Raw genomic sequence first — 24000 nt, 5'->3', positions numbered from 1 at the left:
GAGAGAATCGTCATCTTGTTACACATTAAGTCCGTTACTTGTATCAAGCAAGAGCGTTGTTTGTTTGATGAACTTAATTTTAGCCTTAAAAGCGGTCAAATCATGCAGTTAGCTGGTCCTAATGGGGCTGGTAAAACATCATTATTGCGCATTATTGCCGGTTTTTCGCTGCCTGACGAAGGTGATATTTTATACCGTAATCAATCTATCAAAAAATATTATGACGAATACGCCAGAGACTTATTATTTATAGGCCATAAAACCGGAGTTAATGTACAACTTAGTGCACTTGAAAATGTAGCACATTGGTTGGCTATTAATGGTTATGTAAATACACCTGATTTATATCCTTTGTTAAGTAAGTTAGGTTTGGTAGGGCTGGAAGATGTGCCCGTAAGAACATTATCGGCAGGTCAGCAAAGACGGGTGGCTTTAGTTCGTTTGTGGTTATCTGAAGCCAAGTTATGGATTTTAGATGAACCTTTTACAGCGCTCGATAAAAGTGGGGTTGCCTTTTTGCAGCAACGCTTTACCGAGCACTTATCAAAGGGGGGCGCTATTTTGTTAACAACACACCAAGACCTAACCACCCACTTTAGTGACTTACAGACCTTGACTTTGGAGTACCGCCACTAATGACAAGACAGCACTCATATTGGCAGTTATTTGTCGCGGTATTTAGCAAAGACGTTAAGCTCGCTTTTCGTCAGCGCGCTGAAATAGTTAATCCTATCTTGTTTTTTTTAATTGTTATCTCGTTATTTCCACTAGCGATAGGGCCAGAACCTGGGTTGTTATCAAGAATGGCACCGGGCATTATTTGGGTTGCGGCTTTATTATCAACCATGCTTGGACTCGATAAGCTATTTAGAGATGACTATAACGATGGCTCTTTAGAACAACTCATTGCTTCCTCTTACCCTTTATCATTAACCGTATTAGGTAAAGTTGCGGCTCATTGGGTGATCACCGGTTTACCGCTAGTGCTAATGACGCCTTTATTTGCTTTACTACTAAATTTAGAAACGACGGCCCTAATGGCCACGTTATTAACGCTATTATTGGGAACTCCTTTATTGAGCTTTATTGGCGCGATAGGAGCAGGCCTAACGGTCGGTTTACAAAAAGGCGGTATTTTAATGAGTTTACTCGTTTTGCCTTTGTATATCCCGGTTTTAATTTTTGCAACTTCCGCTATTGATACCAGTACTATGTCGCTGGATTACAGTGGTCAGCTTGCAATCCTAGGTGCCATGTTAGTCGTTGCGATTATTAGTGCGCCAATTGCCATATCATCAGCATTAAAAGTGAGTGTAAGTTAATATGTGGAAGTGGTTACATCCGTATGCGAAAGCAGAGCGAGCATATCAATTATGCAATACTCTACTGCCATATTTTGCAGTAGTTACGGTCGTTAGTATGATTGTTGGTTGGGTTTGGGGGTTAGGTTTTGCCCCTGCTGATTACCAACAAAAAGACAGTTACCGTATTATTTTTATTCACGTGCCCTCCGCTATTTTATCTATGGGCGCATATTCATCAATGGCGATTGCTGCCATTGTTGCCTTGGTATGGCAGTTACGTAATGCCGAGCTTGCAGTAATTGCAATCGCGCCTGTTGGTGCGTGTATGACAGCAATTGCTTTAATTACTGGTGCTGCATGGGGTAAACCTATGTGGGGCGCATGGTGGGTATGGGATGCTCGGCTGACTTCTGAACTTATTTTATTATTTTTATACTTAGGGGTGTTGTCTTTGTACCATGCCTTTGAAGATAAAAAGTCAGCCGGTCGCGCCGCGTCTATTTTAGCTATTGTTGGAGTGATCAACTTGCCTATCATCCACTTTTCGGTGGAATGGTGGAATACCCTGCATCAAGGGGCGAGCATCACTAAGTTTAACCGCGATGCGGTTGACCCAAGTATGTTTTGGCCGTTAATGATTAATATTTTAGCCTTTGCCGCGTTTGTTGGTACTGTGACTTTAATTCGTCTTAAAAATGAAATTTTACACCGTGAAAAGCACCGCCCATGGGTGCGACAGTTGTTAACTAAGGGGTAATTATGCAGTTTGACTCATTTTCAGATTTTATTGCAATGGGAGGCTATGGTTTTTATGTATGGCTTTCTTTTGGAACATGCGCATTGATTTTATTAGGTATTCTATTCAGCTCACTACGCGATAAAAAACAAATTTTAGCGTCGATTGAGCAGCAAATAGCGCGTGAAACTCGAATTAAAAATTCTAAGCAGGAGCAAACCTCGTGAACCCAAGACGTAAAAAGCGCCTTTTGGTTATTATCGCCGTACTCTTTGGTATTGGCGGATCAATTGGTTTAGTGTTGTACGCCTTACAAGAAAATATTAATTTGTTTTACACCCCCAGCGAATTAATTGATGGTAAAGGTCCTAATAAAGAAAAGCCGTTTGTAGGCCAAAAGTTGAGAATTGGCGGCATGGTTGTGCCAGGCACTGTGATCAGAAATGAACAAAGCTTAAAAGTAAGCTTTAAGCTGATTGATACGGGGCCATTGGTAACGGTACGTTATCAAGGTATTTTGCCTGATTTGTTTCGTGAAGGACAAGGGATTGTTGCGCAAGGTGTTTTAGTAGAGCCTAACGTGATTGAAGCATTTGAAGTGTTGGCCAAGCATGATGAAGAATATATGCCGGCGGAAGTTGCTGAAGCTGTAAAAGGCATTAAGCACGAAAAGCCAAAATATAACTTAGATAGTGGGAGTTAATATGATCCCTGAACTTGGTTATTTTTCTTTAACATTGGCCATGGTGCTCAGTGTGCTGTTGTGTATTTTTCCACTTTGGGGAGCACACACAGGAAACCTTCGTTTGATGCGTGCGGCGCCATCATTAGCGATTGGTCAATTTGCATTTGTTGCGTTGTCGTTCGCTGCACTTATCTATGCCAGCTTAACCGACGACTTTACCGTATCTTACGTTGCTTATCATTCAAGTAGCACTTTGCCTTGGTATTATAAAATCACCTCTACGTGGGGCGGACATGAAGGTGCTATTTTACTGTGGTTATTAATGCAAGCAGGGTGGACAGCCGTTGTTGCTATGCGTTCTAAGTCACTACCTTGGATACTTCGTGCTCGCGTTTTGGGTGTGCTTGGCTTTTTAGGTGTTGGCTTTATGATGTACACCTTACTGCTCTCAAGTCCGTTTGAGCGTTTATTGCCCTATTTTCCTGTTGAAGGGCGAGATTTAAACCCATTATTACAAGACCCAGGGATGATCATTCACCCACCATTACTTTACATGGGTTATGTAGGTCTTTCTGTGGCTTTTTCTTTTGCTATTGCCGCGCTGTTAACTGGTAAACTCGATAATACCTGGGCTAAGTGGTCACGCCCATGGACAATGACAGCATGGGGCTTCTTAACATTAGGTATTACTATAGGCAGTTGGTGGGCTTATGCAGAGCTTGGCTGGGGTGGCTGGTGGTTCTGGGATCCAGTTGAAAACGCATCACTTATGCCATGGTTAGTGGCAACTGCTTTATTACACTCTTTAAGTGTGACTGAAAAGCGCGGTGTATTTAAATCATGGACCGTATTATTAGCAATTGCTGCTTTTTCATTAAGCTTACTGGGGACTTTTATTGTTCGCTCAGGGATTATTGTCTCGGTGCACGCCTTTGCAACCGATCCGGATCGAGGGCTGTTTATCCTTGCCTTCTTAGCTATTGTTGTTGGCGGCGGCCTAGCGCTTTACGGCTTGCGTGTTTCACAGGTTAAAAGTGAGGGGCGTTATAAGTTTGTCTCTCGTGAAGTGGCACTTTGGCTAAATAATATTTTCCTAGTGGTTGCTACTTTAATTGTACTATTGGGTACTTTATTACCTATGGTGCACAAAGAAATGGGCTTAGGCAGTATTTCTATTGGCGAACCTTTCTTTAATAAAATGTTTGCCATTCTACTGGTGCCATTTGCGATTTTAATGGGCATAGGGCCATTTTTGCGCTGGAAGCAAAATAAATGGGCGTTTTTACAAAACAAAATATTCGTTGGCGCACTAGTCAGCGTCGTTATTACTTGTGCGTGGCTGTTTAGCAGTTATGAAGTAGTTACGCCGCTCACTCTGTTAGCAACTACGTTAGGTGTATGGATATTTATTGCTACCTTTATCGACCTTTACACCAAGGCTGCTGTTCATGGCTCACTTAAGCTCGGCATCAAACGCTTAGGTTTAAGTTATTGGGCTATGGTGCTTGGTCATGTTGGTTTGGCCTTTGTTATTGCCGGTATTACGCTTACTTCGGCGTATTCAGTTGAGCGTGATGTATCAATGAAGCCTGGTGATAGCGTACAGCTAAATCAGTATCAATACCGTTTTGAAGGCGTGAAGACAATTCGTGGTGCAAACTATAGCGGTCATGCGGGTGTGGTAACAGTACTAAAAGAAGACACAACAATTGCGCGTCTCTATGCAGAAAAACGCCGATACGACATTGGTATGCAGTTTATGACTGAAGCAGCAATAGATGCTGGGTTTACTCGTGATTTATACCTCGCCCTTGGAGAGCAATTAAGTGAAGGGGCATGGTCATTACGTATTTATCACAAGCCGTTTGTGCGTTGGATGTGGATCGGTGGTGTTTTGATTTCACTTGCTGGGTTTGTGATTTTATTTGATAAGCGTTATCGCGCTTCACCTCGCAAAGATGAATTAGAGGGGGCATTATGAATCGCAAATTGATGGCAATAGTCCCTTTATTAATTTTTATCTTTATTTGTGTGTTTTTATACCAAGGGTTGTTTGCTAACCCTCGGGAAATACAAACAGGGCGCATTGGTCAAACCGTACCAACATTTAACTTGCCTGATTTAATGCAAGATAATAAACGTTGGACTGATGAGCAGTTAAAAGGTGACGTGTATTTATTAAACGTGTGGGGCACATGGTGCCCAACGTGTTTAGCTGAGCTTGATTATTTAACTAAGCTTCGCGAACAAGGCATTAAAATTATCGGCTTGTATTATGTTCAAAGTTACGATGCCGATTTTGATGGCCCGTTTGATATGCAAGCACTGCGTGACGATGTGAGTAATATGCTTGCGCGCGCCGGTGATCCGTATCAGTTTAATATTTTAGATTTAGAGCGCTCTTTGGCGTTAGATTTGGGTGTGTCTGGAGCACCAGAAACATTTTTAGTTGATAAAAATGGCACTATTTTGTTACACCACACCGGTGATATAAACCCTCGAGTTTGGCGCGCTAAGTTTGCGCCTCTTATGCAGGAGCTGCAGCCATGAGATTGTTTTTATTAACCCTTAGCTTATTTATTAGTTTAGCAGCGTTTGCTCAGCAAGATCGTTATCAGTTTGATAGCAATGAACAAGCGATTCGTTTTGAAGAGCTAACTAAAGAATTACGCTGCCCTAAATGTCAAAATCAAAACATTGCTGATTCAGATGCCGTAGTTGCAAAAGACTTGCGTGAGCGTGTATTGGCGTTAGTAAAAGATGGAAAAAGCAAAGATGAAGTCATTGACTATATGATTGACCGCTATGGCTACTTTGTTCATTACGATCCACCAGTAACGCCGGCTACGTTAATTCTGTGGGTGTTACCAGTACTCATTGTAATAATAGGCTTTGGTTTTATTGTTATTCGCCAACGTAAAGCGTCGGTAAAACAAACATGGAGTGACGCTGATGAAGTGATGCTCAATAAGTTGATTAAACAAAATAAACGTCAGGAGCAAAGTTAAATGATTTTAATGTGGGCGTCTTTTGCTTTACTCACACTCATTGCATTGCTGTTTATTATTGTGCCTTTTTTAAAAAAAGAGCGCGTAGTAACTATTACTCACAACGCTAATGCACAGCTTATCAGCATTTATGAGCAGCGTTTAGTTGAACTGCAGGCTGATTTAGACAATCAACGTATAGACTCGCAAAACCATAACGAGGCTATTATTGAGCTAAAACGTCGTTTGCTTAATGAATTATCGCCAGAAAAGTCACTAAACAGTCGTGGTGATAACCGTATATTTGCTTTAACAGGGGCAGCGTTTTTAATTGCATTAGCAGGTATATTTTATGCGATGACAGGCAGCCAACAACAAATTTCGGCGTGGCATGATGCAATGGACAACTTAGCCGATTATGGTCAACGTGCCGTAATGCAAAAAGGTGAGCCGTTATCTAAAAATGAACTTCAAGCGTTTGCATTGGCACTGCGTACAAAGTTAAGTCAAAGCGGTGATGATGAAGTAGCTTGGATGCTGTTAGGGCGTGTCGCTATTATGCTTAATGAGTTTGACATGGCAAAACAGTCATTTGATAAAGCATTGTCAATGAACCCTGATAATATGCAAGCTTTGGTGAGCTACTCGCAGGTATTACTACTTGAGGGCAGTGATGAGAATATGACTCGCGCAGCGGGTATGCTTTCTAAAGTGCTACAAGCGCAGCCAAATAATCTCGATGCGATTTCGTTACTTGCGCTGATTGCCTTTGAGAGAAAAGATTGGGTACAGGCAAAAGCTGCATTTGAGGTACTTCTGGCCAGTATGGACGAGTCAGATACGCGTTATGCTATGATTTCTGAGCGCATTAGTGAAATCGATGGTCAAATAGCTCAGAAAAGCGAGCTGAATAATCACGAGCTGCAAGTTGTTCAAGGGATTCAGGTCACGGTTAAGGTTGACGAGCAACTCGAAGATAAACAGCCCAGTAACGGTATTTTGTTTGTGTTTGCTAAAGCTTCTGAAGGTTCACCAATGCCTTTAGCCGTTGTTAAATTGACTGACTATAGCTTTCCAATCACCGTTGAGCTGAGCGACGAGAACGCCATGATGGCAGGGCTAAATTTATCCAGTGCTAATGAAATTGTTATTTCTGCGCGTATTTCTAATGATGATTCAGTGATGCCAAGTACTGGTGAGCTTGAAGGTCACTCTGAAGTACTGCTTCGTAAAGATGTGCGACAAGTGCAACTGAACATTGATACATTAATACCTTAAGGATTTGAGATGTTAAAACAAGGCTTACTTTTATTATGTTTACTCACCTTATCGGGCTGTGCTCAAGTGCCCGAGAGTAAATATGATGAGCGCGATCCCTTACAAAGTGTAAATAGACCCATTTATGACTTTAATATGGACGTACTCGATACCTATATTTTAAGGCCAGCAGCAGTGGGTTATATCACTGTTACACCGCAGCCTGTTCGTCGTAGTATTGTGCACTTTACCGATAATATTACTGCACCCGTTGATATTATAAATGCCGGCCTGCAAGGAAAACCAAGTAGTGCTGGAATTAATTTTGCACGTTTTTTAGTGAATTCAACGGTGGGTGTATTTGGCATATTTGATGTAGCCAGCTCACTTGGCCTTGAAGTAACTAGCGAGGACTTTGGCCAAACGCTAGGTGTGTGGGGAGTGGGTGATGGTGCTTATTTAATGATCCCAGCAATGGGGCCATCTACCGCGCGTAACTTAACTGGTGATGTAGTTGATAATGTTGTACTGCCTGAAATAGCACTGACTACACCACAAACTATTTTAGTGTTTGCACTAAAAGCAGTTGAAGCGCGTGCGTCATTAATGGCTCAGGAAGGGTTATTAAATGATTCGTTAGACCCCTACTTGTTTATTAAAGACATTTATTTTCAGCGTCAATTATACGAGTTATTTGATGGTAACCCGCCAATAAAAGAAGAGCCTGAAGATTTTGATGAGGATTTCTTAGAAAGCCTTTAATAAAAATAAAAACGCCAGCAGATGCTGGCGTTTTGTTTATGGGTATTAAAGATATTTTAGCTATCGATCATCACTCGCATTTGCTCACTAACCCAGTTGAGTGCTTCGTGATATGCATCAGGCACTTCATCGCCTAAGTTTAATTGCTGGGCTTTATCGTTCGCAGCTTGCCAATCACCATGCTCATACAGAGTGACTAAGTTTAAGTATTCAGCAAGTAGTCCTTCATTTTTTAACAGCGCTGTTTTTATCTCATTAGACAAAGGTAATTTAAGCATTACGCTGTCCATTTCTTCATCTAATATCGCATCCATAAGCGACATCATGCCGGTTAAGAAAGCCATACCTGTATCTTTAAGTTTGCCATGTGAAATAGCTAACAACTCACAAAAACGCGCCCGTGTTAACGACAGTCTAATAAGTTCCAATGGCTTATCTGCAGATACTTGTGCTGCAAACAATAAAGAGAGCAGTTTTTTTATTTCAGCAGCTCCTAGTACAATTAGTGCTTGTTTTATAGTGTTTATTTCAGAGCGGCGGGTAAATGCCGCTGAGTTGGAATAGCGCAAGAGCTTGTAAGATAAGTTAACATCACGCTCAAATACATCGGTGATCTTCTTAAGATCCATTTCTACACTGGATGTTTCATAGAGCAGTTCAGCCAGTGCCATGCCAGATGGCGGTAAGGCTTTACTTTGCACCATCTCGGGTTTTGAAAAGAAAAAGCCTTGAAAGTACTCAAAGCCCAACTCAAAAGCTTGGTTGTAAAGCTCGTAAGTTTCAACTTTTTCTGCGAGTAACTTGATATGTGGGTAAGGTTTTAAGTCTTCAATGATCGTTTTAACGGTTTCCATATCGCACGTTAAAAAGTCAACTTTAATGATATCAATAAACGGATAAAAGTGACGCCATACCGGTTGATGCGCATAGTCATCTAGGGCGAGTGTGTACCCTTTCTCTTTTAGGTCTTTAACTATTGCTAGCAGACGTTTTCCTGGCTGAACGGTCTCTAGTATTTCAATCACAACCCCGTTTTTGTTTAATAGCGTGGGGTAGCCTTTTAATAAGGTGTCTAAGGTAAAGTTAATATAAGCGGGTTTATTATCGGTTAAATCTTCAAGACCAAAATTAAACTGGCTGCCTTCAATTAGGCGAGACGTTGCTTCGTCGCCGTCAATGTTCGGAAATACATTATCTACTCCATCACGAAATAAAAGCTCGTAGCCAATTAGTTCCTTATTGCGATCTAAAATAGGTTGGCGAGCAGCGTAAAAATACATATAAGATTCCGAAACAGTAGAAATTGATTAACATTGTAATAATATATTGGAAAACATTCAAAATAGCATCGGTAAAATGAATTTTATTAATAAAATATCATGGCTTAGGTGATTTTTATTAATCTAAACTCATTGTTTTTTATTCTATTTGTTTTAAAAGCGAGCGAATAGATGGTTTTTTATCTACTTAAATTAGCGGGTTGGAGTTATTAGCAATTACCGTGTTATAGTTGGGTAGAAAGCTTTTATTCCAATACTGTCTTAATTATAAGATTTCAAGAGTCATTATTTGGATTACAAGCCTGTTATTACTTTTTTAAGTGGAGGCGAATTTGGAAACAGGAATGATTATTTCACTGGCATTGTACTTTATTGTAATGCTAGGAATAGGACTATACGCATATAAGCAATCTACCAGTGATATTTCAGGGTATATGCTAGGTGGTCGTAATTTAGCCCCCAGTGTAGCTGCCTTATCGGCTGGTGCATCAGATATGAGTGGTTGGTTATTAATGGGCTTACCCGGCGCAATGTATTTATTTGGGTTGAGTAAGGTTTGGATTGCAATTGGTTTAGTATTAGGTGCGTGGGCAAACTACTTTTTAGTCGCCCCAAGACTGCGTGTCTATACTGAAAAAGCCAATGACTCCATTACTATCCCCGATTTCTTTGCAAACCGTTTTGATGACAACAAAAATATCCTACGTGTTATCTCTGCAATAGTAATTATAGTTTTCTTTACCTTATACACTTCATCGGGTGTTGTTGCCGGTGGTAAGTTATTTGAAAACTCATTTCAAATGAGTTACGAAATGGGCCTATACATCACCACTGGTGTGGTAGTGGTATATACCTTATTTGGTGGGTTTTTAGCGGTTAGCCTTACAGACTTTGTGCAAGGCTGTATTATGTTTGTGTCGTTGTTAGCAGTGCCAATTGCCACTTATATGATGCTTGACCAACCATTTATGGATACCTTAGCAAATGCAAATTATCAGCAGTTACTAAGCTCGCCTAAAGCAAGCGAAATTCATTCTTTAAGTATGCTTGACTGGTTTGCTGGTGGTTCTACTATTGCTATTATTTCTGCAATGGCATGGGGTTTAGGTTACTTTGGTCAGCCGCATATTATTGTTCGTTTCATGTCTATTCGTTCAGTAAAAGAAATGCCAACCATGCGTCGTATTGGTATGTCTTGGATGACGTTATCTGCTATTGGTGCGGTATTTACTGGCCTATTTGGTGCTGCATTCATGATTGAAAATCAAATGCCGATTGCCGATAAAGAAACAATTTTCTTAGTATTGGCTGAATTAATTTTCCACCCGTTAATTGCAGGTTTCCTACTGGCGGCTATTTTAGCTGCGATTATGAGTACTATCTCATCGCAATTGTTGGTGTGTTCAAGTTCTTTAACTGAGGACTTTTATAAGATTTACTTAAATCGTAATGCTTCGCAAACTGAGCTGGTATTAGTAGGGCGTATTAGCGTGATACTGGTTGCGTTATTTGCAATTTACTTAGCGTATGACCGCAATAGTTCAATACTAGATTTAGTAAGTAATGCATGGGCAGGTTTTGGTGCTGCATTTGGTCCATTGGTATTGTTTAGTCTTTACTGGAAGCGTATGAACCTAAAAGGGGCTATTAGCGGTATGGTTGTTGGTGCTCTAACTGTGCTTGTATGGATTTATGCGCCTATTACTATTAATGGTGATAGCTTAAGCAGTGTGATTTATGAAATCGTCCCTGGCTTTATTTTAGCAAGTATTGCTATTGTAGTAGGAAGCCTTGTAACAGCTGAGCCGAAAAAGGAAATTACTGATCTGTTTGATGAAGTTGAATCGTCATTGTAATTGATTAGCTAACGTAAAGTTTTGGTTTAAAAAAATGCCAACCAGTTTAACTGGTTGGCATTTTTTATTGACTGACTTTTAACAATAGCAAATTGTGATGACTTACTCGCTTCTCGTTATCATTACTTAAAGACATAAAAAAACTGAATACGAATCACGAATTCAGTTTCATAAATTAGTAGTGCGGCTTATAAGCTGCATACTATTTTTTAGATTAGCTCGCTGCTTTATCTTTTATATCAGCAACGTTATCTGACTTTGTTTTTTTAGCTTTTGCAGGTACTTCTTTAGTCCCCTTAAGTACCGCCATAAAGTCGTCTTTACTTTTCGCAATCTCAAGTGCAAGCGACTCAACTTGTTGTTCACTTAGAGGCACATCTACTTTTTCAAGCATTAGTTCTAGTGACTCGGCGATATCGAGCATTTTGTCATAGGCATCAGCTTCTTTTTTAGTAGTAAACGTCATGCGCTCGACTCCGTTTCGTTCTACAACATATTTAACAACAACAGCCATGATTTCTCCTGCTTACTTACGTGGCAATATGATTATTTTAAATCATTAGATTACTGTTTTTATGTACAGTACAAGCTTGCGCGTTATTTTGCAAGCTTTAGCCTTAGTTTATCTGCAGCTTAGTTGACAATAAAGGCCAACTCTACTTTATTTATTAAGTCACTTTATAACGCGTTGCAGTAAAGGAGTCGCAAGGAGTGATTGTTACCGTTAGTACTTAGTAACCACAACTTACTTAAAAGTGCTGGGTGTAAATAATCAACGAATGTTCATGTAGGAACACAAAAGGAAATAGTATGAAATTAATTAAAATAATCTCGTTAGCAGCTGCTTTATGTTTATTACCTATGGGTACCACCTTTGCGCAAAGCGATATGCTATCAGAGCAGATGCAATCAGCCATGGTTAATATTAATACTGCTGATTTAAAACAGTTAATTAAGTTACCAGGTGTCGGTAAGAAAAAGGCACAGGCAATTATCGACTATAGAGAAGCTAATGGTGATTTCGCATCACTTGAAGATCTAGCTAAAGTAAAAGGGGTGGGTAAAAAAATGCTAGCCAAACTTGATGGAAAGGTGACGTTTTAACTAAAAAGGGCGCTATGCGCCCTGATCAAACTGTTTTAAGGCAGCACCAAGGTGCTTTTTAGCAAAGTTAATATCTACTGGTGCTGTTAATAGCGGATAGCTCAACCCAGCTACAATTAAAAAGGGCACCAGTAACCAACCTTCGAAAAGAGTAAATATTAAAAAGAATGGGCTTAATAGCATCAGCTTTAGTATGCGTATAAAGACTCTGTCACTGGGTGATAGCATGCTTAAAGAGATAGCTATAACAGTTTGTCGTTGACGAACTTTTAAATGTTTAAGCTCATCAACTTGGCTTGAAAAAAAAGTAAACATATTAAAGTGACTTTTTAGTAATTAATCGACTGGCCACTAATATAAACAGTGTGGCGGTAAAGAGTACAAAAATAATTTCCATCCATGCTGGCATACTTAGGCTGGCAAATTGCCAATCTATATTTCCGCAATCACCTGTCGCTTCAAAAAATTGTGGTATCCAGTGATGTAACGGCATAAATTCTGGAAAATTTGGCTCAAATTCACAGCTAAATGCAAATGGGTCTGTGGTTGTTTGCATTTCAATATGCTCACGAGCTATTAGTAGCCCCCATACACTTGAAATCCCCCATGTTGTATAGGCAACAATACGTACTGCGAGATTGTTTGGTTTACTAGCCCCAATAATACCCGCAAAAAGTAGGCCTAATACTGCGGTGCGTTGGTAAATACACATAATACATGGCGCTAACCCCATGTTGTATTGAAAGAAAAGTGCAGTAACTTCAAGTAGAAAAACAATCCCACTGAATAATAACCAAGGTGTACGCTGAGTACTTAGATTAGCAAGCCAGTTCATAACAAATCCGTATTTAAATAAGGGCTTAGATTATGACTTAGGATAAACAGCGGGGCAAGTAAAAGGAAAAAACGAGGGCTATGAAAGCTTGTCGTCCCTCAAAGTTAGAGATCCTGTGCTGCATGATTTCCCCTAATAGACCTACTCAGAGCCATCAAGTTAATCTGATTCATGAATAGGAAAGAGGTATAGAATAATAGTTAAAGTGTCTCGTATGAATAATAGGTGGGCATTCATATTGTGTTTAATTTCTACCAGTAAAGTTACCCTTTTAATCACATACCTAGGTAATTTAACTTACTTTACTTGTTAGTTGTGACTTGTCTGGTACAATCAGTCAGTTAATCGTATGTAGCGATGTAATGTGAATTAATTCGAGTAGGAATTGAATGAGAATTTTTAAAGCGAAAAGCCCAGCAGGATTTGCTGAGGAATACATAGTAGAGTCAATCTGGAATGGTGATTTCCCTCCAGGTTCAATTCTGCCAGCTGAGCGTGAACTCTCAGAGTTAATTGGTGTTACTAGAACCACATTGCGTGAAGTATTACAACGATTAGCCAGAGACGGTTGGTTAACAATCCAACATGGTAAACCCACTCGCGTAAATAATTTTTGGGAAACGTCAGGACTAAATATCCTTGAAACACTGGCACGTTTAGACGAAGATAAAATGCCAGAGCTAACTGATCAGTTACTTTCAGCTCGCACTAACATCAGCGCAATTTACACTCGTGCAGCAATAAAGCTTGCACCAGAACGTGTTATTGAAATTTTATCGCAAAGTGATGAACTAGAAGACAGCGCACAAGCATTTGCTGATTATGACTATAAAGTGCACCATGAGTTAGCTGTTGCTGGTAACAACCGCATATATGTGCTGATCCTTAATGGTTTTAAAGGCTTTTATTCTAAGATTGGTTGTCATTACTTTTCAGATCCTCGTACCCGTGAGCTTGCACGTCAATTCTATAAAGATTTAACTAAGCTTGCTGAGAATAAAGAGCACGATGGTGCGATATTCATGATGCGCAAGTATGGTCATCAAACCGGTGAAATATGGCAACATATTCGCGGTGATATGCCTAGCGACATTATGGATTAGTAAAAAAGCCTGCTTTAAGCAGGCTTTTTTATGAACAATAATTAGTGCATTTATCAAGCGTTCGCTATTTTAGAACGGCGCTATCTATAAATACGATTGTTAATTTATTTTTGATAGCCATAGAATAATGATTAATTAGATATGGTGCTATTGTAATTTAAGAATTAGTGCCCATATTACTATCAGTATTGCGTAAGCAATTGACAATAAACTCAAAATATTTGGAGAATAAAATGGGTGTATTAGTAGGCCGTCAGGCACCAGACTTTACCGCTGCAGCTGTTCTAGGTAACGGTGAGATTGTAGATAGCTATAACCTTCACGAAAAAATCAAAGGTAAAAAAGCAGTAATCTTTTTCTACCCACTAGATTTCACTTTTGTATGTCCTTCTGAGCTTATTGCTTTTGATAAGCGTTATGCAGAATTCCAAAAACGTGGTGTAGAAGTAATTGGTGTTTCAATCGATTCACAGTTCTCACACAACGCATGGCGTAACACGGCTGTAGCAGACGGCGGTATTGGTAAAGTTCAATACGCACTAGTTGCAGACGTTAAGCACGAAATCTGTAAAGCATACGACGTTGAGCACCCAGAAGCCGGCGTTGCATTTCGTGGTTCTTTCTTAATCGACGAAGAAGGTAACGTACGTCACCAAGTAGTGAACGATTTACCACTTGGTCGTAACATCGACGAAATGATCCGTATGGTTGATGCACTAGCATTCCACAGCGAGCACGGCGAAGTATGTCCTGCTGGTTGGACTGAAGGTAAAAAAGGAATGGACGCAAGCCCTGAAGGCGTAGCTAAATTCTTATCTGAAAACGAAGGCGAGCTATAATTTAGCCCTTTAGTTTAAGATAAAAAAACCGCCATATTGGCGGTTTTTTTTATTGCTTTTTAATTAAAACGAAAAGCTCACTTTAGTGTAAATGTAACGACCTCGAGGGTTATGTACACCCGATGCGTAACCATACAGATCTGAATCACCATCACCAATTGCAAATGGTGGCTCTTCATCAAATAAGTTATTAACACCTAACGATACTTTAGCTGACTCAGTAATACGATATGAGGTTTGTAAATCAACCAATACTTGAGAATCAACAGTACGTGATGTATTACTATCGAAGTCTAAGTTGCCATCGAAATCGATATCTGGCGTATCTTCAAACTCACCCACATAACTAATGTTCATGTTAGTGTTGAATTGGCCAATTTCCCAGTTTGTTGAGAAAATCCAACGGTGCTCTGGGTAACCATATTCACCGGTGTAATCGCGGCCGTCTTTTTCAAATTTATCTTGGTAAGCCCACTCTAAATTGAATTTCAGTAAGCCTAAATCATCCAGTGAATGGTTGTAGTTTGCTGAAATATCTACGCCAGAAACTTCTTGTGATGAAACGTTTTCAAAAGTACTGAAAATCTTTTGAATAGTTCCTAGGCTGTCTGTACCTGATGGTGGTAAGCGTACACATACCGTACTATTTTGGTTATTACACTCTGAGTTGTAAATTGGACCAAACTCTTGCTCATCAATTTTATTATCTTGAGTGATACTCCACACATCAACACTTAAACCAAAGTCAGTTGTGGGTGCCCAAATAAACCCGACGTTCCAAGATTCAGACTCTTCAGCTTCTAAATCAGGGTTACCGGCGAATTCAATGTTGTAATCTAGCGCATCACAATCTTTACCTGTTGCATCACAGCGATAGTTATCAATAAAGAACTGACTTTCCTGAGATGGCCCTAAACCTACTTGTGCAAGTGATGGTGCTCTAAAGCCTTGCGCCCAAGAACCACGAACTGTGATTTCATCAGTAGGTGCCCAGCGTAAAGCGACTTTAGGATTTGTGGTGGTACCAAAGTCACTGTAATCATCGTAACGACCTGCAAGTTGTAGTTCTAAGTTCTCAGCAAGTGGAATTGAAAACTCTACATAGGCAGCGTATTGGTCGCGCTCTGCGGCAGCTGAAACTGACTCGGTACCAAAGATTAATCCACGTTGAAATTGATCATCTGGAATATCAGTCACGTCTTCTTCGCGGTATTCAATACCGGCTGCCATCATGACAACATCATCACCAAAGTTAAATGCTTCACCTGAGATGTTAGCATCGAACGACGTCATATGAGACTCACCTTGGCGAACCAAGCTTGTAGTAATCCTGTCAATTACAGCCGGATCGTTGTAAGTGCCGCCAAATGGGTTGTAGTTGCCAGCGTCAATTTCTTGTTGTAAGAAGTCGGTGCGAACCCAACCTTGTGAGCGATCGCCTGTTTGTAATGACTTGCTACGACCTTTTTGTACCGCTGTTTCCCAACTCCAGTCGTTAATTTCACCTTTTAAACCAGCAACAAAACGTAATGTATCTGATTCGATATCCCATTGACGCGCGCCTGCATCCACTGTTCTGTATCGACCAATTTCTATATCTTGACCGAACGGGTTATTTGGATGATTCCCTGGTACAGTTAAACCTGCATCTTCATCGAGTGGCGTTGGTGCACCCGCTGCAACTGAGCTGTTATGCTGTACAGCCATTTCTAAAAAGCCGGTGATGCCATTGTCAAAACGGTATTCAAATTGTGAGATTGCGCCCACACGTTCTGATGCAGGGGCAATATAGCCGAATGGACCATAGTCAAATAAACAACTACCGCTTGATGTTGCGTTTTCTGCAGGACATGCAGGGTCGATTGTTTTAACGCCATCAACATAGAAGTAGCCAGGGAAACCACGTGAAGAACGGAAATCTTCACCACCATATGGAGACTGATTAGCGGTACCTAAGCGGCCCATTTCATCTGATGATAAAGAAGTGTTTTTAAAGTAATCAATAATAACGGATGCACTACTTTTTGCACTTGTTGTACCCCAAACAATGCTAGCCGTGGTTTCTTCATAGTTAGGACCATCTGTGCCGCCGTAACCTAAATTAACTTCAATACCGTCGATGTCTTTTTTCAAGATAACGTTTACAACACCTGCTACAGCATCAGAGCCATAGATTGCTGATGCGCCATCTTTTAAAATATCAATACGTTCGATTGCTGAAACAGGAATACTGTTTATATCAACAAATGAGTTGGTGATCCCTTCTGCAAATGCGCTTATAGCAACACGACGACCATTAATAAGTACCAAGGTAGCATCAGCCCCTAAACCACGAAGGCTGACGGCAGCTGAACCATTAGCGGTCGAGTCTTGGTTATTACCACGGGTTGAAAAGGTACCATTACCTGCAACAGGCATTCTTTCAAGCAGCTGTTGTAGGTTGTCATAACCCATGTTTTCGATGTCTTCTTTATTAATGGATTGTACTGGTGATGGGCCTTCTATATCGGAACGTTTGATACGAGAGCCTGTTACTTGAATACGTTCTACTTTTTCTGCAGTTTGCTGTGCAGCATAAGTTGTTGTACTAAAACCTGCTGACAATGCGATAGTAGCACCGATGATTAAGCTCGGTGTAAATGCAATTGATTGCTTCATCCTTAAGTCCTTGTTGATATGTTATAATTTACTTGTTTTTACAAGTCGAATTATTAATACCATGTAACTTAAGTGTTATCAATTAGCCGCAAAGATGATTTTGTTATCGGCACGAATATGTACTTATTTTCTTAATAAAGGAAAACGATGGGATACTCGCTATCTGGTGCGGGAGGGGGGTCTTCTCATTATTTAAAAATAAATCACCGAGCGACTTTAATTTGTAATAATTTGTATTTTGCTAAAAATTTAATTAAAAAAAACGCCTAACATGATGTTAGACGTTTTTATTTAAACTTTATGTTTCATTAAACGTTCTTTTTCACGGGACCAATCTTTATTTTTGCCGTCTTCACGTTTGTCATGCATTTTCTTACCTTTAGCTAAATGGAATTCAAGCTTCACCCAGCATTTTTTCCAATACATAGCGGTGGCAACTAATGAATAACCATCACGTTCAGTTGCACCAACTAAGCGGTCAAGCTCACGCCTGCTTAGTAGTAATTTACGGTAACGTAGCGGGTCACAAATAACATGGGTCGATGCGCTATTTAAAGGCTGAATGGTACTGCCTAATAAAAATGCTTCACCGTTTTTAAGATGAATATAAGTTTCAGAGATATTTACTTTACCTGCTCGGATACTTTTTACTTCCCAGCCTTGGAGTTCAACACCTGCTTCAAACTTGTCGTGTAAAAAATACTCGTGTCGCGCTTTTTTATTTAGCGCGATGGTATTACTTGTCGATTTTGATGAATTTTTCTTAGCCATAGTGCCCTATAATATATGTTATACAAGATGTTTTACATCGATTTTTTTAAATTATACATGCAAAAGCGAAGGATTAATTTAAGCGCGATGAAAGTTTGGGGAAACGCACAAAGCTTGCTAAAATTCCTGCACACAGTTGGGAGTGAGTATGCCACAAATAGAAAAAAGCGCGCTGGTTATGTACAGCACTAAAGAGATGTTTGATCTAGTCAATGATGTAGAAGCCTATTCACAGTTTTTACCTAATTGTTCAGACTCAAAAATTATTAAGCAGCATGATAATAACATGACCGCTAGTTTAGAAATATCTAAAGCCGGCATAAAAAAATGGTTTACCACTGAAAATACGCTAATTGATGAACAAACAGTGATGCTTCGCTTGGTTGATGGTCCTTTTAAAACCCTACAAGGTCGCTGGCACTTTCAGCAATTAGATACGCATGCGTGTAAGGTTAATTTACAGTTAGAGTTTGAGTTTTCAAGTAAGCTCATAGAGCTGGCGTTTGGTAAAATTTTTAATGATGTGGCTAAAAACATGGTGAGTGCGTTTACTCAACGTGCAAAAACCGTGTATGGAGAACGTGCATGATCAATATTGAAGTTGTGTTCGCGTTACCCACTAAGGCAACCACATTAAATATAGAAGTGCTGCAAGGCACAACGGCTGAGCAAGCGGTAATACAATCAGGGATTATTAAAAAATGCCCTGAGATTGATGCAACCGATTTAACTTTAGGTGTATGGAACAGAACGGTGAAGCTAAATCATGAGCTTAAAGATGGCGACAGAGTTGAAATTTACCGCCCATTAATTGCCGACCCTAAAGATGCTCGCAGAAAACGTGCTGAAAAAGCCAAAGAAGAGGGCCGCGCTAATAAAGTCACTGGTGGCCGGCCGTTAGAACGTTAGATACAAAAAAGGTGAGCCATGCTCACCTTTTTTAATTAAACCTTATATAGCTTCTTATTGCTCTAAAGGCGTTGTAAAGTTTTCTGGTTGCTCATAGTCGCCCGATACTGTAACTAGCTTTTCATTTTCAAAGTTTAGTACTAATGATTTAAACTGTTCATTAGCACGCCCTTTATTGAAGCTGTATACATAACGCCAAGTATTTTTATCGAAGGCGTCTTCGGCAATGGGTCTGCCTAATACGTAAATTACTTGTTCGCGAGTCATATTAACGCGAAGCTTATCAACGTCTGATTGTTCTAAAAAGTTACCTTGAGGGATGTTGATTCTGTATACCCAGCTAGAACAACCTGCGGCTGAACTAAGCGTTAAAGCGACGATAAGCCAAAGAGAAAAAGTTTTTAACGACTGCATTGTTAGTTGTGATCCTTATTTTTTATAATCTGCATGATACCGATTAGTCACTCAAGGTAAAACCCTTTTGAGTAATTGTTTTTGTTTAGCGCGTTAAGGCGAGGTTTTGACCATTAATAATCAAAAAAGTTTAAACAATGAGTTGTGCAAAATTAAAAATAAACCGCCAACTTGGTCACTTTATATTGTGCAAACACGGTTTGGTCATTGGTATACCGGTATTACTGTTGATGTTGCTCGACGTATCGCTACTCATCAAGCAGGTAAAGGAGCAAAAAACCTCAAAGGTAAAGGGCCGCTTATGCTGATTCATCAACAACAAGTAGGTACTAAAAGCGACGCAAGCAAATTAGAATATGCGATAAAAAAACTTCCACGAGCAAAAAAAGAGGCTTATGTTGCTGCTTTTAAAGAGGGAGTTAATACCGCGGAGTTTGTCAAAAGCTGATTAATAAATTCCTCAATTAGCAATACGGCTTCTTGATAGAGGGGAGCGTTAATATTTTCGAGCGTATCTTTGGCACTATGGTGGTAGTTATCTGCCCCCATAGAAAAGTACACATACGGAATTTTTTGTTTAGCGAATGAGTAATGGTCGCTGGCTCTGCGCCAATCTATTTGTTTCGTGTTGGTGAGTCGGCTCATTTTTCGTGATGAATAAATAGGCTTTAATTTGATCTTGTCCCCGTTAATCTGAGTAAATAACGGATTAAGCTGGGCTTTTAAAGATCGACTTGTTAGCGCGTATAACCGCTTATGTGACTTTTTAATAGCCAACATATCTAAGTTAATATTTAAAACAATTGGGAGCTGGCGCATTGTTTTGGCAAAGTGCTCACTGCCGTGTAAACCATTTTCTTCAGCGTCTGTTGCAACAAACATAAAACGATATGAAGAAGAATCCGTTAGCACATTCGATAAATAAAGTAATGCAGCAACACCCGAGGCATTATCGTTAGCACCTGGGTGTAATTTTCCTGCTTTTAGACCTAGATGATCATAATGCGCAGTAATAACAATTACAGGTAAATCTTTTACAGTATTAGTGGCAATAATATTAACGCCTTGTGCGCTAGAGAACAGCCCTGAGGAATAAGTAAAAGGTTGTTCACTTACTGTAAGTTGATGCTCTTTGAAGCGTGTTTTTAAATACTCCCTTGTGAGCAAGGCTGCCTGGCTATTCGTTTTTCTACCAGCTAACTCCGAGCTGGTTAATATAGTTAAATCAGCTAATAATTGCGGCTCAATCTGTTTACAAAGGCCGCTCCAACTTATAAAAACTATGATACAGGTTAAGCTAAATAATTTAATGATGATTCGCCTTAGCGGTGAGTGACTTTAATGCGATAAGCTTATTGTCATAGCGCTGTTTTTCATGATCAAAGTCTGCTTTTTTTCTAGCTTTACGCAAATGAAACTCCGCTCTAGTTATATTATTTAATTCAAAATAACTGCGCGCTAGCCCAAAGTGGCTTTCATGAAGTGTCGGTGACATAGCGTTTGCTTTTTTATAATGGCTAATTGCATTTGCGTAATCACCATTTACATAGTCACTGTTACCAAGCGATATATGATAGTAAGGGTTTTCTTGGCGCTTTTTGTCAAGCTTTGCCAATAGCTTTTCGCCTTCGGCTACTCTATCTGTAAGTTTATATAATAATGCTAAATTACCTTGCGCAGTATTATCATTGGCGTTTAAGGCAATAGCATAGCTGTACATTTGCTCCGCTTGCTTTAAATCATCTAATTGTTTAAAGAGTACCCCTAAATTGCCCCAGCTAGCACTAAATGAAGCATCGGTATTAATTGCGGCTTTGAAATAGCTATACGCTAAATCATAGTGTTTATTTACCAGTGCCTCACCGCCTTTATTATTATAAAACATGGCGGTCACTCGTTTTTTTGACAGCGATGAGGTTGCAAAACGGGCTTGTCGGCTATTGGGGTCAAAATCAATAATTAAGCGCTTATTACGCTGATAAACAAGTGAGCTGTCTTTGAGCTTAGTTTTATTGTCTATGGCAAGGTTGATGTGCCCAGTGAGTAAATTAAATCCTTGATTTAACGCCCAGTACTCAGGAACATGTACTTTTTGAAAGCGGGCTTTAAGGCCTAAATGTTCGGCTAAGCTATACGCTAAAATAGAGAGGGAAAGACAATTAGCATTTAAATTTTGATAGCTTTGAGACGCCGTTTGTGTGCTAGTAGATTGGTAAGATAGTGAGTTATCACCATTTGTGAGTAAAAAACTAAGTAGACTATAGGCAATTTTATCAGCCGATTTATTTTTTTGTACATAAGCACTTAATTGCTGTTTGAGACTCTGGTCGAGTTGAAATATTTGCTGCTCAGACTCGATAGGCTGCTGTTGAAGTTGCATTGGGGGAGTAATAATAGGGATTGGCACGCTTAAATTGGCGTTATTTGTAGCGCTACACGCACTTAAACTCAGCAAGCAGACAGCCAGTAAATAATGTTTACCTTGAACAGCACTCATACACACCTCTGTACAAAAAACACACTTAAGTATAGTGGTTATTTTGTACAGAGGTTATTTAAAACGTAACAAACTATTTAACGCTGCTGATTAAACGTGGCAACTAGCGCATCAAGTGTTTGTGCGCTGGTGGCTAAGTCACGAATTGCTTGTTCGGTATTTATTTGTTCACTCATTGATTTATCACTGATCTCACTAATTTGCTCAATACTTCCACCCACATCGTTCACTACACTGCTTTGTTGTTCGGTGGCTGTGGCAATTAGAGTTGCCATATCGTTAATTTCATTCGCTGTTTCAGTAATAGTATTAAGTAACTCAACCGAGTTTTGCATTGCGCTAACGCTTTGTTGGGCTTTATTTTTTGATTGGCTAATATCATTTACAACATCATCTGAAATTTGAGTGAGCTCTTCAATCATTGATTGAATTTCAGTGGTTGATTGCGACGTACGATTTGCCAGTGCTCTTACTTCGTCAGCAACGACGGCAAAACCTCGACCATGTTCACCTGCACGTGCAGATTCAATGGCTGCATTGAGAGCCAGTAAGTTGGTTTGCTCTGAAATCCCTCTAATTGAATCTACAATACTGGCAATGTCTATGGTTTTTTTAGAAAGCAGTGCAACTTGCTCGGTAATACCATCGATGTCGCTGGCAAGGGCTGAGATTGTCGTCTGGCTTTGTAATACTTGTTGATGGCTTTGTTTGGTATTATCGCGACTATCGTTAGTTAACTTAGCTGCATTCGCTGCACTTTGTGCTATTTCTTGCACTGTAGCGCCCATTTCATTGATCGCTGCAGCAACTGAAATAGTTTGCTCTTTTTGTTTATCCAGCGCTAAGGAGTTTTGTTTTGCTTGCGCAAAGACATGATCAGAACTTTGACGAATACCATGGCTTTCATCAGCGACTTGCACAATGGCGGTTTCTATTTTCTCAATAAACTGGTTGAACCCTGACGTTAAATTATTGAGTTCAGGTTGAGGTGATGCTGGTAGACGATACGCTAAATTAGCATCACCGCGGCCTAAACGAGAAAACAACTCCGCCATTTTTGATAACGGTGAGGCTAAAGAGCGAGCTAACAAGTAACTTATCACGCTTGCGATAAGTGCTGTAATGATAGTAAATGTGAATATTTGCCACTCGAGGGTGTTTACACTTGCGAATACCTCGCTTTTTGGTACTTGAGCCAACACAAATAAGTCGGTGTTTTTAATTGGTGTGGCAGCAATCAGCGTGGCTTGTCCGTTAATATTTACTTCTTCTAAAGTAAAACCATTTTCATCAAGTAATTTGTTATGAATATTAGCACTGTAAATACTATCTATATTAACCTTAGCGACTTTAGCTGCATCTTTGTGTAGCTGAATTAAGCCACTTTTATCGGCAATAAATACAAATCCTGACTGCTCAATTTTAAATTGCTGTAGTAGCTTTTGCATATCAGTAATGCTTTTTGCTAAGCCCGCCAAGCCGAATCCATTAGGCTGTTGGTGATTAACAAACATTTTTACATCGTTTGCCGACTCTTGATAAATACTGATTGAATAAGGTTGTTTTGATTGGGTAAAAGCAAAAAACCAACCATCTGCAGCATCATTTTTTAACACCCGTAAAAAGCCATCTTGATTCCAATATTGCGCGGTATTTTTATTTGCCCACGAAGCAGTTGCAAGATCATATTGCTCAACTAAACGATTAAGTTCTTTGAGTAATAACGCATCGTTGGTGTTGCCAGAGTTTGCCCAATCTAAAATAAAGGCATTGGCAGAAAGCTGCTGTGCTGCGCCTAAAAGTTCATTGATCTCCCCACCAATATGATTACTGATTGTTTGCAGCTTGCTTGGCAGTTCTGATTCGATCATGCGTTGCTCAATAATATTCTTTGAGTTATGTAAAGACGTCAAACCAATTAATACAGCAACACAAATAGCAATGATGCTTCCAAGTGCTGTAATTTTTTGAGTAATAGAGAGATTTTGTATCGTCATGGTAGT

At 39.8% G+C, this 24000-nt stretch carries 27 protein-coding genes; 17 read left to right on the top strand and 10 right to left on the bottom strand.

Translation table 11 applies throughout. The features are described 5' to 3' along the window. Window positions 1-15: 15 nt before the first annotated feature. From ccmA to ACNSN2_RS10420, 10 genes are read left to right on the top strand one after another with little or no spacing between them, the layout of a single operon-like run. Window positions 16-636 (top strand): cytochrome c biogenesis heme-transporting ATPase CcmA, encoded by a 621-nt coding sequence (gene ccmA / locus ACNSN2_RS10465; RefSeq protein WP_075169671.1) that lies wholly within the window; start codon window positions 16-18, stop codon window positions 634-636. Next, entirely contained in the window at window positions 636-1322 is a 687-nt protein-coding gene (ccmB, locus tag ACNSN2_RS10460) for a heme exporter protein CcmB (protein WP_054201703.1), read from the top strand. Before ccmA ends, ccmB begins: the two co-directional genes overlap by 1 nt. A 1-nt stretch (window position 1323) precedes the next feature. Next, the gene (locus tag ACNSN2_RS10455; RefSeq protein ID WP_036985043.1) at window positions 1324-2061 is read left to right on the top strand and encodes a heme ABC transporter permease; all 738 of its coding nucleotides are present in this window, start codon (window positions 1324-1326) and stop codon (window positions 2059-2061) included. Between the two features lie 2 nt (window positions 2062-2063). Next, entirely contained in the window at window positions 2064-2267 is a 204-nt protein-coding gene (gene ccmD / locus ACNSN2_RS10450; RefSeq protein WP_055013035.1) for a heme exporter protein CcmD, read from the top strand. Continuing rightward, window positions 2264-2743: a cytochrome c maturation protein CcmE gene (ccmE, locus tag ACNSN2_RS10445; protein WP_075169670.1), complete on the top strand. Its 480-nt coding sequence runs from the start codon at window positions 2264-2266 to the stop codon at window positions 2741-2743. The genes ccmD and ccmE overlap by 4 nt, the downstream gene beginning before the upstream one ends. Before the next feature lies 1 nt (window position 2744). Then, window positions 2745-4706 (top strand): heme lyase CcmF/NrfE family subunit, encoded by a 1962-nt coding sequence (locus ACNSN2_RS10440; protein WP_055013034.1) that lies wholly within the window; start codon window positions 2745-2747, stop codon window positions 4704-4706. Further along, the gene (locus tag ACNSN2_RS10435) at window positions 4703-5275 is read left to right on the top strand and encodes a DsbE family thiol:disulfide interchange protein (protein WP_036933069.1); all 573 of its coding nucleotides are present in this window, start codon (window positions 4703-4705) and stop codon (window positions 5273-5275) included. The genes ACNSN2_RS10440 and ACNSN2_RS10435 overlap by 4 nt, the downstream gene beginning before the upstream one ends. After that, window positions 5272-5733 (top strand): cytochrome c-type biogenesis protein, encoded by a 462-nt coding sequence (locus tag ACNSN2_RS10430; protein WP_055013033.1) that lies wholly within the window; start codon window positions 5272-5274, stop codon window positions 5731-5733. Before ACNSN2_RS10435 ends, ACNSN2_RS10430 begins: the two co-directional genes overlap by 4 nt. Beyond that, window positions 5734-6990: a c-type cytochrome biogenesis protein CcmI gene (ccmI, locus tag ACNSN2_RS10425; protein ID WP_010387952.1), complete on the top strand. Its 1257-nt coding sequence runs from the start codon at window positions 5734-5736 to the stop codon at window positions 6988-6990. Window positions 6991-6999: 9 nt separating this feature from the next. Continuing rightward, on the top strand, window positions 7000-7731 hold the full coding sequence (locus tag ACNSN2_RS10420) for a VacJ family lipoprotein (RefSeq protein ID WP_054201699.1): 732 nt from the start codon (window positions 7000-7002) through the stop codon (window positions 7729-7731). Between the two features lie 56 nt (window positions 7732-7787). Here the strand turns inward: ACNSN2_RS10420 and ACNSN2_RS10415 are convergent, their stop codons facing one another. Then, the gene (locus tag ACNSN2_RS10415) at window positions 7788-9011 is read right to left on the bottom strand and encodes an EAL and HDOD domain-containing protein (protein ID WP_010387954.1); all 1224 of its coding nucleotides are present in this window, start codon (window positions 9009-9011) and stop codon (window positions 7788-7790) included. Window positions 9012-9355: 344 nt separating this feature from the next. Here ACNSN2_RS10415 and putP point away from each other — a divergent pair, with 344 nt between their 5' ends. After that, on the top strand, window positions 9356-10867 hold the full coding sequence (gene putP, locus ACNSN2_RS10410) for a sodium/proline symporter PutP (RefSeq protein WP_054201697.1): 1512 nt from the start codon (window positions 9356-9358) through the stop codon (window positions 10865-10867). A gap of 214 nt (window positions 10868-11081) precedes the next feature. On the opposite strand, the gene ACNSN2_RS10405 is transcribed toward putP, so the two are convergent. Then, entirely contained in the window at window positions 11082-11381 is a 300-nt protein-coding gene (locus tag ACNSN2_RS10405) for a YebG family protein (RefSeq protein ID WP_010387955.1), read from the bottom strand. Window positions 11382-11677: 296 nt separating this feature from the next. Between ACNSN2_RS10405 and ACNSN2_RS10400 the strand changes: the two genes are divergently transcribed. After that, a complete protein-coding gene (locus ACNSN2_RS10400; protein ID WP_055013029.1) occupies window positions 11678-11971 on the top strand; it encodes a ComEA family DNA-binding protein in 294 nt (97 codons plus the stop codon). A gap of 12 nt (window positions 11972-11983) precedes the next feature. Here ACNSN2_RS10400 and ACNSN2_RS10395 read toward each other — a convergent pair whose 3' ends face one another. Further along, window positions 11984-12286, bottom strand: a complete 303-nt coding sequence (locus ACNSN2_RS10395) for a hypothetical protein (protein ID WP_010387958.1) — start codon at window positions 12284-12286, stop codon at window positions 11984-11986. Window position 12287: 1 nt separating this feature from the next. Beyond that, entirely contained in the window at window positions 12288-12806 is a 519-nt protein-coding gene (gene dsbB, locus ACNSN2_RS10390) for a disulfide bond formation protein DsbB (RefSeq protein ID WP_010387961.1), read from the bottom strand. Between the two features lie 389 nt (window positions 12807-13195). Here dsbB and fadR point away from each other — a divergent pair, with 389 nt between their 5' ends. Both fadR and ACNSN2_RS10380 read left to right on the top strand, forming a co-directional pair. After that, window positions 13196-13909 (top strand): fatty acid metabolism transcriptional regulator FadR, encoded by a 714-nt coding sequence (fadR, locus tag ACNSN2_RS10385; RefSeq protein WP_008109093.1) that lies wholly within the window; start codon window positions 13196-13198, stop codon window positions 13907-13909. A gap of 233 nt (window positions 13910-14142) precedes the next feature. After that, entirely contained in the window at window positions 14143-14748 is a 606-nt protein-coding gene (locus ACNSN2_RS10380; RefSeq protein WP_008109095.1) for a peroxiredoxin, read from the top strand. Window positions 14749-14811: 63 nt separating this feature from the next. On the opposite strand, the gene ACNSN2_RS10375 is transcribed toward ACNSN2_RS10380, so the two are convergent. Both ACNSN2_RS10375 and smpB read right to left on the bottom strand, forming a co-directional pair. Further along, window positions 14812-17406, bottom strand: a complete 2595-nt coding sequence (locus ACNSN2_RS10375; RefSeq protein ID WP_138570489.1) for a TonB-dependent receptor — start codon at window positions 17404-17406, stop codon at window positions 14812-14814. Window positions 17407-17697: 291 nt separating this feature from the next. Beyond that, the gene (gene smpB, locus ACNSN2_RS10370) at window positions 17698-18177 is read right to left on the bottom strand and encodes an SsrA-binding protein SmpB (protein WP_008109102.1); all 480 of its coding nucleotides are present in this window, start codon (window positions 18175-18177) and stop codon (window positions 17698-17700) included. A gap of 148 nt (window positions 18178-18325) precedes the next feature. On the opposite strand from smpB, the gene ACNSN2_RS10365 reads away from it, so the two are divergent. Both ACNSN2_RS10365 and ACNSN2_RS10360 read left to right on the top strand, forming a co-directional pair. Next, the gene (locus ACNSN2_RS10365) at window positions 18326-18766 is read left to right on the top strand and encodes a type II toxin-antitoxin system RatA family toxin (RefSeq protein ID WP_054201695.1); all 441 of its coding nucleotides are present in this window, start codon (window positions 18326-18328) and stop codon (window positions 18764-18766) included. Then, entirely contained in the window at window positions 18763-19086 is a 324-nt protein-coding gene (locus ACNSN2_RS10360; protein ID WP_418607274.1) for an RnfH family protein, read from the top strand. The genes ACNSN2_RS10365 and ACNSN2_RS10360 overlap by 4 nt, the downstream gene beginning before the upstream one ends. A gap of 54 nt (window positions 19087-19140) precedes the next feature. On the opposite strand, the gene ACNSN2_RS10355 is transcribed toward ACNSN2_RS10360, so the two are convergent. Then, complete coding sequence (locus tag ACNSN2_RS10355; RefSeq protein WP_010387969.1) at window positions 19141-19500, bottom strand: outer membrane protein assembly factor BamE; 360 nt, start codon at window positions 19498-19500, stop codon at window positions 19141-19143. 106 nt (window positions 19501-19606) lie between these two features. Between ACNSN2_RS10355 and ACNSN2_RS10350 the strand changes: the two genes are divergently transcribed. After that, entirely contained in the window at window positions 19607-19948 is a 342-nt protein-coding gene (locus ACNSN2_RS10350) for a GIY-YIG nuclease family protein (protein ID WP_021033156.1), read from the top strand. Here ACNSN2_RS10350 and ACNSN2_RS10345 read toward each other — a convergent pair. The 3 genes from ACNSN2_RS10345 to ACNSN2_RS10335 all read right to left on the bottom strand — a co-directional run bounded on the left by ACNSN2_RS10345 (window position 19894) and on the right by ACNSN2_RS10335 (window position 23994). Then, a complete protein-coding gene (locus ACNSN2_RS10345; RefSeq protein WP_248528950.1) occupies window positions 19894-20667 on the bottom strand; it encodes a M28 family peptidase in 774 nt (257 codons plus the stop codon). The genes ACNSN2_RS10350 and ACNSN2_RS10345 overlap by 55 nt on opposite strands. Before the next feature lie 139 nt (window positions 20668-20806). Next, a complete protein-coding gene (locus ACNSN2_RS10340; RefSeq protein WP_248528948.1) occupies window positions 20807-21997 on the bottom strand; it encodes a tetratricopeptide repeat protein in 1191 nt (396 codons plus the stop codon). 77 nt (window positions 21998-22074) lie between these two features. Further along, entirely contained in the window at window positions 22075-23994 is a 1920-nt protein-coding gene (locus ACNSN2_RS10335; protein ID WP_193049064.1) for a methyl-accepting chemotaxis protein, read from the bottom strand. Between the last annotated feature and the right edge of the window lie 6 nt (window positions 23995-24000).

This window comes from Pseudoalteromonas sp. US3C1013 (genome assembly GCF_048401115.1).
Classification (GTDB): Bacteria; Pseudomonadota; Gammaproteobacteria; order Enterobacterales; family Alteromonadaceae; genus Pseudoalteromonas; species Pseudoalteromonas undina.
This window is presented reverse-complemented; position numbering and strand designations above follow the sequence as displayed.